This is a genomic window from Pseudoalteromonas sp. SANK 73390, assembly GCF_054966645.1.
The window spans coordinates 1-10,495 of record NZ_ARPN01000093.1; the positions used below are offsets into that span (position 1 = coordinate 1).

The 10,495-nt window shown below is 42.7% G+C and carries 7 protein-coding genes and 1 CRISPR repeat array; all 7 genes read left to right on the forward strand.

Going from position 1 to position 10,495, the window contains the following annotated elements:
* Positions 1 to 268: 268 nt before the first annotated feature.
* The 7 genes from SANK73390_RS11525 to SANK73390_RS11555 all read left to right on the forward strand — a co-directional run bounded on the left by SANK73390_RS11525 (position 269) and on the right by SANK73390_RS11555 (position 10,183).
* The gene (locus SANK73390_RS11525) at positions 269 to 1,519 is read left to right on the forward strand and encodes an efflux RND transporter periplasmic adaptor subunit (protein WP_462766157.1); all 1,251 of its coding nucleotides are present in this window, start codon (positions 269 to 271) and stop codon (positions 1,517 to 1,519) included.
* A gap of 9 nt (positions 1,520 to 1,528) precedes the next feature.
* Positions 1,529 to 2,257 (forward strand): ABC transporter ATP-binding protein, encoded by a 729-nt coding sequence (locus SANK73390_RS11530; RefSeq protein ID WP_462766158.1) that lies wholly within the window; start codon positions 1,529 to 1,531, stop codon positions 2,255 to 2,257.
* 9 nt (positions 2,258 to 2,266) lie between these two features.
* Positions 2,267 to 4,702: an ABC transporter permease gene (locus SANK73390_RS11535; RefSeq protein ID WP_462766159.1), complete on the forward strand. Its 2,436-nt coding sequence runs from the start codon at positions 2,267 to 2,269 to the stop codon at positions 4,700 to 4,702.
* 85 nt (positions 4,703 to 4,787) lie between these two features.
* Positions 4,788 to 6,173, forward strand: a complete 1,386-nt coding sequence (locus tag SANK73390_RS11540; RefSeq protein ID WP_462766160.1) for a sigma-54-dependent transcriptional regulator — start codon at positions 4,788 to 4,790, stop codon at positions 6,171 to 6,173.
* 17 nt (positions 6,174 to 6,190) lie between these two features.
* Positions 6,191 to 7,519 carry a sensor histidine kinase gene (locus tag SANK73390_RS11545; RefSeq protein WP_462766161.1) on the forward strand — a complete coding sequence of 443 codons (1,329 nt, stop codon included), beginning with the start codon at positions 6,191 to 6,193 and terminating at the stop codon, positions 7,517 to 7,519.
* Positions 7,520 to 7,646: 127 nt separating this feature from the next.
* Positions 7,647 to 9,440 (forward strand): glycoside hydrolase family 3 protein, encoded by a 1,794-nt coding sequence (locus SANK73390_RS11550; protein WP_462766162.1) that lies wholly within the window; start codon positions 7,647 to 7,649, stop codon positions 9,438 to 9,440.
* Positions 9,441 to 9,448: 8 nt separating this feature from the next.
* On the forward strand, positions 9,449 to 10,183 hold the full coding sequence (locus SANK73390_RS11555; RefSeq protein ID WP_462766163.1) for a 5-oxoprolinase subunit PxpA: 735 nt from the start codon (positions 9,449 to 9,451) through the stop codon (positions 10,181 to 10,183).
* Positions 10,184 to 10,201: 18 nt separating this feature from the next.
* Positions 10,202 to 10,475: a CRISPR direct-repeat array (repeat unit 30 nt; unit sequence GCGGTTTAGCCCCGTGTGTACGGGGAACAC).
* The last annotated feature ends 20 nt before the right edge of the window (positions 10,476 to 10,495 follow it).

Sequence of the window (10,495 nt, forward strand, 5' to 3'; positions counted from 1 at the left end):
CAATATAAACGTCATGATGACAAGATTTAGGTTGATTGATAAAACAGCACCAGCAGCCAAGTAATATCTCACACTAATTTCTCATAACGAGTATTTGTGGGTTTATTTCACTACCAATCCCACTTTTAGGATCTGTCTCAATACAAATCCCACATTTAGGACTGAAAATTCAAAAAACAATTAAAATCATTTAAATTCAAAACCTTAAATTTTGGCACAGTGTCTGCACTCTTCTACTTATTCATACTGAATTTTATTAGGAGCTTAAATGGACATCGCAGTGTCAACCAAAAAGAAAACGCATGTTCGCAAGTTTTTTATCGCAAGTATAGTACTCGCCATATTATTTACGGGTATTTATCAACTTTGGCAGTTTAGCCGAGCAGCACTCACACTTAGTGCCAACTCATTAGTTATAAGCAAAGTACAAAAAGGCGACTTTACCGTAACGGTACGTGGTAACGGCGTACTGGTACCAGAGAAAGTACAGTGGTTATCGGCCAGTGGCGATGCAAAAGTAGAAGCCCTACTATATAAACCCGGTCAACAAGTACGAAAAGGTGACGCAATTGTTCGTCTTACTAACCCACATTTAGAGCAAGAGCTTGCAGAAACACAATGGGAGTTGTCAGCATTAGAGGCTGAGCACAAGGCAAACGATTTAGCCGAGCAAGCAGCCATTGCAAAGCAACGATCTGACATGCTTAACGCACAAATGGCGTTGGCCGGTGCAGAGCATGAATATCAAGCACATTTAGAATTAATCGAAACAGGCGCAGTATCAAAGCTTGACTTTCAACGCGCAAAAATAACGCAAGACCAAGCTAAACAAGCACTCAGTTCTGCCAAGTTACAAATGACAAAGTCGAGTAAAAGCCTACAGGCCCAGCAACATGCCCGCTTTGCTAGGCTCAACCAGTTAAAAAACCGCGTATCACGTATTCAAACCCAAGTTGATGAACTGACCGTTCGCGCTTCAATTAACAGTATTATTTTGGCGCTTCCTGTCGAAGTAGGTCAGCATGTCAGTATGGGTAGCAACATAGCCAAACTGGCTGATCAAAGTGCGTTAATTGCAGAGCTGCAAGTGCCAGAAATTCAAATTCAACAAATTATTGTTGGTCAAAAAGTTACCATAAGTACACAAAATAGCGAAGTGCTAGGCAATGTAACCCGCATAGACCCAGAAGTAGTACAAGGTAACGTACAAGTCGATGTTGCTTTTTCTGAGCCACTGCCAAAAGATGCACGTCCAGCACTGAGCGTAGATGGTGAAATTACCATCGCTGAACTAACCAATACGCTGTACGTGTCGCGGCCATTATTTTCTCAAAGTCAAACCCAATCCAGTGTTTACAAACTAAGCTCAAATGGTTTAATGGCTGAGCGCACAGGTGTAAAACTGGGGTTAGGGTCTGTCAGTTATGTACAAATCATTCAAGGGCTTAAAGCGGACGATAAAATTATTACGTCCGACCCAAGCCGCTTTGAAAGCTACACTCAATTTAGAATCGATTAGGAAAGCACCATGACTCAATGTGTATTACAACTCAACAACCTATGTAAAGTATTTTATTCAGATGATTTAGAAACGCATGCACTTAACAACATATCATTACAAGTGTTTAAGCAAGAATATATTGCCATCTCTGGTCCATCTGGCTCTGGAAAGTCAACCTTGCTCTCTTTGCTTGGCCTACTCGATACACCAACATCAGGTAGCTATCAGTTAGCTGGGCATGAAGTAAGTAACCTAACTAAACCGGAGCGTGCGCAAATAAGAAACAAGCAAATAGGCTTCATTTTTCAGTCATTCAATTTGATCAGTGATTTAGATGTAATGGAAAATGTAGAGTTACCCCTCACCTATCGTTCAGACTTAACTAAGTCACAAGTGAAACAAATGGCGGCTGAGGCTCTGGCAAAGGTTAATATGAGCCATCGCACCAACCATTACCCTTCACAGCTATCCGGAGGGCAACAACAGCGTGTAGCCATTGCTCGTGCAATAGCGGGTGCGCCAAGTTTAATCTTAGCCGATGAGCCTACAGGTAACCTTGATTCAAAAAACGCCCACGATGTATTAGCGCTACTAGACCAACTTCATCAAGAAGGCGCAACTATCTGCATGGTTACACACGACCCCCGTTCTGCACAACGCGCACAGCGCAACATCGAAGTACTTGATGGACGTATTGTGAGTGACCATAAAAGCCAACCAGCAAATGCAGATAATGCACAAGCTGTAAACTTATAGGGGTCTATAATGAGTATTCGCAGCGATATAAAATATGCCATACGCTTGTTGGCCAAAAAGCCCAGCTTTAGTGCATTAACGATATTTGTTATGGCCACAGGAATTGGTTTAAGCGTGTATTTGTTCTCATTTATGAACACCATGCTATTTAAGCCACTGCCTTTTACTGATGGCGAGCACTTGATTGAACTCTCCACCTCAATGAATGGCAAACGTAATTTTGGTGATTTTAACATCCATGATTTTGAAGAAGTAAAAGCAAGTTTAAGCAACATAAGCGAGTTTAGTGCCTACCGAAACTCGGTTGTTAATATTGCTGGCAGAGATGGAGCTCGTCGATACAGCGCCACCGATGCTCGTGCCAATATGTTTTCACTTACTCGCACCAGCGCACTATTAGGCCGCACGTTTAGTCCAGAGGAAGACAAAGTGGGCGCGCAAAACGTGACCGTTATTGGTTATGATTTATGGCAAAACCATTTTGGCGGCAAATCAGATGTGCTTTCAAAAACACTAAAAATTAATGGCCAAAACTACCAAGTGATAGGCGTAATGCCTGAGGGTTATTACTACCCACGCCGTGCCCAATTGTGGCGTCCGCTACGTGACAATACCCAACAAGTAACACGCACGCAAAACAGCCAAGTTACAGGGGTTGCGCTTAGGGAATCTGGCACCAGTATTGAACAGCTAGATCATGAACTAAGCTTGATTATGCAGCGCCTTGAACAGCGCTACCCAAAAACCAACTCTGGATTAGGTGCCTACGCTCTCACTATGCATATGTCTACCGCAGATGGCGGCATGCCCGTCGTTTATGTCATGCACGTAGCTGCGGTGTTAATTCTCATTTTAGCGTCGGTTAACGTAGGTAATTTACTGTTATCCAGAGCCGTTGAGCGCTCTCAAGAAACCGCTATTCGTGTTGCATTGGGTGCGCCCACTGGCCGCTTGTTAAGCCAGCTGCTTTGGGAGAGTATTTTAATCTGTGGTTTGGGTGGCTTAATTGGTTTATTGGTTATGGGTTGGGGGCTTGAAGTAACACAAACCGTCACTAATCAGTTTTTTACTGATCGGCCGCCATTTTGGTGGAACTTTGGTATTGATGCCTATTCGCTTAAAATCTTTTTTGCCTTTTTAGTGAGCACTATTTTTGTGACTGGTTTTTTACCTGCTTGGCGCAATATTAATGGCGACTTTAACGCGGTATTGCGTGATGGTACACGCGGCGCACTGGGCAAAAATGCGGGTAAACTAAATAAAGCCCTAGTGGTTGGCGAAGTATTTTTATCTATTACCATTTTAATTGTCGCGGCGGTTATGATCACCGGGAGCTTTAAAGCAACTTACGCCGACTATGGGGTTAATACTCGCAATAAGCTCACCGGCCAAATAACACTTCCTGAAGAACAATACCAAACTGATCAGCAAAAAATTCAGTTTGTACAGGCACTCAACTCACAATTAGCAACACAAAATATATTACAAGACACTATCATCACCTCAGCTTTACCCGGCTTTGGAGATAGACGCCCAGCAGTTGCCATTGCCGGGCAGGAATATGCCAAACAAGGGCTATCTAGTTACCCTAGGGCCAATCAAATCGCCGTATTCCCAGCTACTTTAAGCCACTTAGAGGCACAACTGGTAAAAGGCCGGTTATTTACAGATTCAGATAACAAAATAGACAAACACACTGTTATTGTTAGCGATAGTTTTGTAGAGCAATATATGGGCACTGAACAACCGCTTGGTCAAAGAATTCAATTTATTAATGAAGACTCAAGTAAAGGCCCTTGGCTTACCATTGTGGGTGTGGTTAAGCATATCGTGCAAACTATGCCTAACCGAGATAGAGCATCAAAAACGCCGTCGGTTTATGTGCCGTTTGCACAGTCTCCTCGCTCATCGATGTATATTGCAGCAAGCATCCACAGCGATATGAGCCGTGCAAAAGAGGCGCTAACAAACGCTATCAACCAAGTTGCTCCACAGTTACCTATTTTTAATATAGATAGCTTAGATGGGCGCTTAACCCAGCGCGTAGCACCACTGAGATTTGTGGGTGGTGTGTTAATGTTATTTGGACTCGCATCGTTCTTACTTGCCGCCAGTGGTATCTATGGCGTGATGGCCAATACCATCTCACAACGCAATCAAGAGATTGGAGTAAAACGGGCATTAGGTGCAAGCGAGCAGCATATAAGTAAAGAGTTTCTTATCTCAGGTACTAAACAACTTTTGCTAGGCGCAGTACCGGGTTTAACGATTGGTTTAGGCTTAGGGTATGCGATGTCGGTGCCTATTGGCGTTGAGTTTAACGATATTGTTATAGCTGCGTTGATACTCACAACACTGTTATCAGCGGTGGTTTTACTGGCTACTTACTTGCCAACCAAGCGTGCGCTGGTGAACGAACCTGCATACGCTTTACACAATCAATAACACCATAATGGCACAGCGTAGTTTTTATATTTGCTACGCTTTGTCGTACACTAAACTCATCTAAGCGCGTGATTAACAAATATTTATGAGCAACCCAATTTTAATTATTGATGATGACGAAGGCATTAGACATGCACTGAGTTTATTACTAATGGAAGAAGGCTACCCCAGCTTACAAGCAAATAGCCCGATCATCGCCAAACAGCTGTTAAAAAGTCATACCTTTAGTATGGTGATCACCGACCTTAACTTTACTCAAGACACCACGTCAGCAGAAGAGGGCCTAGCGCTCATTCAACAATTAAGACTAGATGATGAGCAACTGCCCATTCTTGCAATTACAGGGTGGGGCAGCATTGAAATAGCAGTTAAAGCCATGCAGCACGGTGCCAATGATTTTGTGCAAAAACCATGGGGAAACGAACGACTGATCACGATTGTGCGCACACAATTACAATTGGATAAAGCCAACAAGCGCAGCCAAAAACTGGCTGTACATAATCAGCTACTGCAAAACGAACTGGGCTTTATTTCAGGGTTAATTGCCCATTCAGTACAAATAAAACAAGTGCTCGCCACACTATCGCAAGTGGCTAAAAGCGATGTAAGCGTATTACTTACTGGCGAAAATGGTACAGGAAAAAGCCTGTTTGCTCGCTATTTGCACGACCTATCAACACGCAAAGAAGAGCAACTGATCAGCGTTAACATGGGTGCAGTCAGTGAAAGTTTGTTTGAAAGTGAAATGTTTGGCCATGTAAAAGGCGCTTTTACCGATGCCAAATCGCAGCGTATTGGCCGGTTTGAATTAGCCGACGAAGGAACGTTATTTTTAGATGAAATAGCCAACACTCCCTACTCACAACAAGCAAAATTATTACGCGTACTTGAAGAAAAGCAGTTTGAAAAAGTAGGGGCCAGTAAAACTCAATCCGTTGATATACGGTTAGTTGCCGCAACGAATGCAGATCTAACCCATGCTGTTGCAACGGGGGAGTTTCGTAAAGACTTGTTATATCGTATTAATACCGTACAAATACATATTCCACCTTTACGTGAACGAATAGCAGATATTTTGCCTTTAGCGCATTATTTTTTAGGCCGCGTTATAGAAAAATATGCCGCGCAGGGGCGTACATTAACCGCTCAAGCACAGCGTGCATTACAAGACTACCACTGGCCCGGGAATGTGAGAGAGTTAGCACACATTATGGAGCGCGCTCATATTTTAGCGCCAACAGAACACATTGATGCCGAACACCTAAACCTAACGCCAGTGCAACAACCAAAGCATGTAGGAATAGATCCATATTGTACTGTGGATACTGCACACCTTACTTTAAGTGAAATAGAGCAAGATGCACTGGTGCGAAGGCTGGCATTTTATGACGGGGATGCCGTCGCTGCAGCACAGTCTTTGGGCTTAAGCCGAAGCACGTTCTATCGTCGTTTAAATAAAGCGGGTAAATAACGCCTAGGGAATTCATAATGCCTAAACACACCCCCTACGAAACTCAGCTAAGTATGATTTATCTAGCAACTGCAATACCTTTGTTGCTGCTGCTGATAATAACTATGCTGTACACAGACATCTCAGTTTGGCTGATTGCATTATGCGCTTTACTTGGCACCATTATGATCATCTGGAGTGGTGTTCATATCAGGCAAAAAGTAGTGTATCAACTGCGTACACAAACTAACCTTATAGAGGCACTCGCACAAGGTGATTACAGCTTACGAGCACGAGCTGGGCAATATGAGCATGAATTAGCTCCGCTTTTTAGCGCGATTAACCGCCTAGCACAGCGACTAAGCGCGCAGCGCTGGCAGTCGGTCGAGTCGCAGCAACTGGTGCAAACCGTACTCGAACACATTGATGTAGCTATTTTAGCCATTGATGAGCAACAACATGTTCAGCTATATAATCCAGCAGCACAAAAATTATTTTCGCTTGATAACAATAACTCATTCATTAAGTTACCTAAAGAGCTAGTACCCGTGAATGCGCTTAGCGAAGGCCAAAATAAAGTGATTGAGCTGCCAATGGGGTTACAATCAAAACGCTTTAACTTGCACGTGGAACGCTACTTAAGTGAAGGAAAAACGTATAAGTTGGTATTTGTAACAGATGTTCATTCGCTGCTCAGACACGAAGAACGTAATGCATGGCAACGATTGATAAAAGTAATGAGCCATGAGATCAACAATTCACTTTCTCCCATTGCATCTATTTCACAGACCTTGATCAAAATAATCAACAAACAAAGTGATATAGCGCTTAAAAGTAATATTACCGATAACTTAGAATTTATTGGCAAACGCGCAAGCGACTTAGGGCAATTTATTGAAAGCTACAATCAATTAGCCAGATTACCCGAGCCAAATTGTAAGCCCTGCTCATTACAAAAATTACTAAGCAATTGCCAACAACCTTTTAATAACTGTGAATTTAACATAATACTAAAAAGTGATGTCATACTTCATATTGATGTAGTACAAATAGAGCAGCTACTAATCAACCTATTTAAGAATGCACAAGACGCTGCACAGCAAAGTGAGCGTAAGTGTAAAATTGATATTGAGTGGGAGTTTGTTGACCAGCAAATTAGAATTCGAGTGTGTGATAATGGCGCTGGCATTGGTAATTCTGATAATTTATTTGTACCATTTTACAGTACAAAACAGCATGGTTCAGGCATTGGTTTGGTGTTGTGTCAACAAATAGCAGAAGCACACAATGGCCGTTTATCCTTGCATAATAGGCTCCAACAAACAGGTTGCTGTGCATTATTAGCATTACCGTATAACGTGGAGTAAGTGATGATCATCGCCTTAGGTTATCAATCACCTGCGGTTAATGCTAAATTAGCCATTATAAAGACAATAACTATTAATTTATATGACGCGCTTTAGGCTTTTAAAACCACTAGGTATCTTTTTCGCCATGACCATTAGCAATACATCAGCGGCTTCAATACGCTCAGAACAACCATTAGAAGTTCAGTTAGGCCAAAAGTTAATGTTAGACTTTCGCTACTTTTGCAGCCAAGGAAAGAGTAAATCATGTCGTGAACCCATGACCCGATTACCCAATCAGTTGGCTGACGTGATCAGTAAATATCACATCGGTGGGGTTATTCTATTTTCAGAAAATACCGCCAATACTGAGCAAATTGTTAACTTAAACAACCAACTGCAACATGCAGCAAAACAAGCCCAATACCCTCACCCACTCTTTATTGCCATCGACCAAGAAGGTGGCCGTGTGGCACGTATAAATCGTGAACAAGCCACCTCATTTACCGGTAATATGAGTATTGGTGCGACCTATCCAAAACATGGCACACACTATGCCAGCAGCGTTGCAACTGTCATCGGTAAAGAACTCAATAGCCTTGGTATTAATGTAAATTTTGCGCCAACGGTTGATGTCAATATGAACGCTGAAAATCCAGTGATCAATGTACGCTCCTTTTCTGAAAACCCAGACACGGTGGCAAAATTAGGGGCCGCTCAAGTTAAAGCCTTTGAACAACAAAATGTTATTTCAGCGCTAAAACATTTCCCGGGCCATGGTGATACGCACGTTGATAGCCATACTGGACTGCCAAGAGTGGACCATGATAAACACACTATTTGGAAAAATGACTTAGCGCCTTTTCAAGCGGTGATAAATACCAATGCGCCGGGTATGATCATGACGGCACACATTCAGTATCCTGAACTTGATAGTAGTACGCTAGCAAACAAACATGGTGAGCAAATGCTAAAACCCGCCACGATGTCGCGCGCTATTATGCATGACTTGCTGCGTGTTAAGTTAAACTATCAAGGCGTTGTGATCACCGATGCACTTGATATGGCTGGTATTAGTGACTTTTTTGATTCTACATCTGCTGTGATTGAAACCTTCAAAGCAGGTGTAGATATTGCGCTTATGCCAATTGCAATTCGTACACCTGATGATATCAAGCAGTTAGATCTACTATTAAATGCCCTGACTTCAGCAGTACAAGAAGGCAAACTCAATGGTGAAGAAATTAATCGTTCTGCGGCACGTATTAACCGACTTAAACAACGTCATTTAAAAAATACCAGCAATCATTCAAGCGCGATTGCTCAAGCCACATTAGGTAACCCCGGACATCGAAAACTAGAAGCAGAACTTGCGCTGGCAGCCATTACCCAAGTTAAAAATGAACAATTACTGCCTTTAAACGCAGCAACCCATCAACGTTTACATTTAATTATGCCTGATATGCGTAAGTGTGAAGCCATGCGCCGAGCACTTAAGACCTTTAGTAAAGCCCCTTTACAGATAACTTGTAACAGCTTGCAAGGTTTTGACCCAAAAGTAGCCGAACAACATATTACTAGCGCTGATGTAGTAATAGCTGCACATGCCAGCCCACAGCAAAGCGCGGTTGAAATCGGGGGCATGGAAGATGTTACCAAGCTAGAAAAGTTCTCTCTTTCTCGCAAACAGCAACCTCAAGCGCTGCTGACACTATTAAGTTCGGCCAAAAAGCAGCACAAGCCAACTTTATTTATTAGTTTGCGTGCGCCTTATGAGATAAAGCAATTTGCCCCTGTCAGTGATGCTGTATTAGCAAGTTATGCTTACAACATTGATGTTGATAATGATGAACACGTTAAAGGCCCTGCTTTTACCGCTTTAGCAAAAGTGATATTGGGTTTAGCACCTGCTAATGGCGCATTACCTGTAACCATAAAATAGGAACAACCATGCTATTAAACTGTGATCTGGGAGAAAGTTTTGGTGCTTGGAAAATAGGCCTTGATGAACAAGCTATGGCAGTCATTGACTGCGCTAACATCGCTTGTGGGTTTCATGGAGGTGATCCAGACGTTATTAGCAACACACTAAAACTCGCGAAACAACATCAAGTTATGATTGGCGCGCACCCAAGCTACCCTGACTTGCAAGGCTTTGGTCGTCGTTCAATGAATATAAGCCCAGACGCATTAACCAATCTCATTCATTATCAGGTTGCAGCACTTGATGGTATGGCACAAGTCCAAGGGCTTTCACTTACTTACATCAAACCACATGGCGCACTCTACAACGATATGATGAAGGACGAAACACTACTAACCACGATAATTAAAGCCACTGCCAGTTATCCTAAAGAGTTAAAGCTGATGATACTAGCAAGCGCTCAGCAACAAGCTCATCGAACGTTAGCGGATAAATTGGGTGTGCAACTATTATTTGAAGCATTTGCCGATAGGCTTTATACCGATGAAGGGCTGCTTGCTTCGCGAACTAAAGCAAATGCAGTACATAATAAAACAGCGCTTATGTCTCAAGTTAAACAACTTGTACAGCACGGCTGTGTAACCACCAGCTCAGGCAAGCAACTAGCTTTACAAGCAGACACTTTATGTGTGCATGGTGATAATGAAGCTAGCATCGCGCAAATTAAAGAGATCAGTATTTTACTAAGTAGTAATAAGTAAAATACTGACAAATAAGGAAAGTATTAAGCCCGTGTGTACGGGGAACACTACTTGAGCATCATCATCATTTATCATGTGAGCGGTTTAGCCCCGTGTGTACGGGGAACACTCTTGAATGCAGTTTTGCCGCAATATATAAGGCGGTTTAGCCCCGTGTGTACGGGGAACACCGCTGGCCCTGCCACTATTTACCATGATGTTGCGGTTTAGCCCCGTGTGTACGGGGAACACCATATTGAGATAAAGACATAATGATTTCCTTGCGGTTTAGCCCCGTGTGTACGGGGAACACTTTTGGCACACTTTCGGCGT

Coding starts and splice junctions, on each gene's coding strand:
- SANK73390_RS11550 (WP_462766162.1), top strand. CDS start 7,647: ATGACCATTAGCAATACATCAGCGGCTTCAATACGCTCAGAACAACCA.
- SANK73390_RS11530 (WP_462766158.1), top strand. CDS start 1,529: ATGACTCAATGTGTATTACAACTCAACAACCTATGTAAAGTATTTTAT.
- SANK73390_RS11555 (WP_462766163.1), top strand. CDS start 9,449: ATGCTATTAAACTGTGATCTGGGAGAAAGTTTTGGTGCTTGGAAAATA.
- SANK73390_RS11540 (WP_462766160.1), top strand. CDS start 4,788: ATGAGCAACCCAATTTTAATTATTGATGATGACGAAGGCATTAGACAT.
- SANK73390_RS11535 (WP_462766159.1), top strand. CDS start 2,267: ATGAGTATTCGCAGCGATATAAAATATGCCATACGCTTGTTGGCCAAA.
- SANK73390_RS11545 (WP_462766161.1), top strand. CDS start 6,191: ATGCCTAAACACACCCCCTACGAAACTCAGCTAAGTATGATTTATCTA.
- SANK73390_RS11525 (WP_462766157.1), top strand. CDS start 269: ATGGACATCGCAGTGTCAACCAAAAAGAAAACGCATGTTCGCAAGTTT.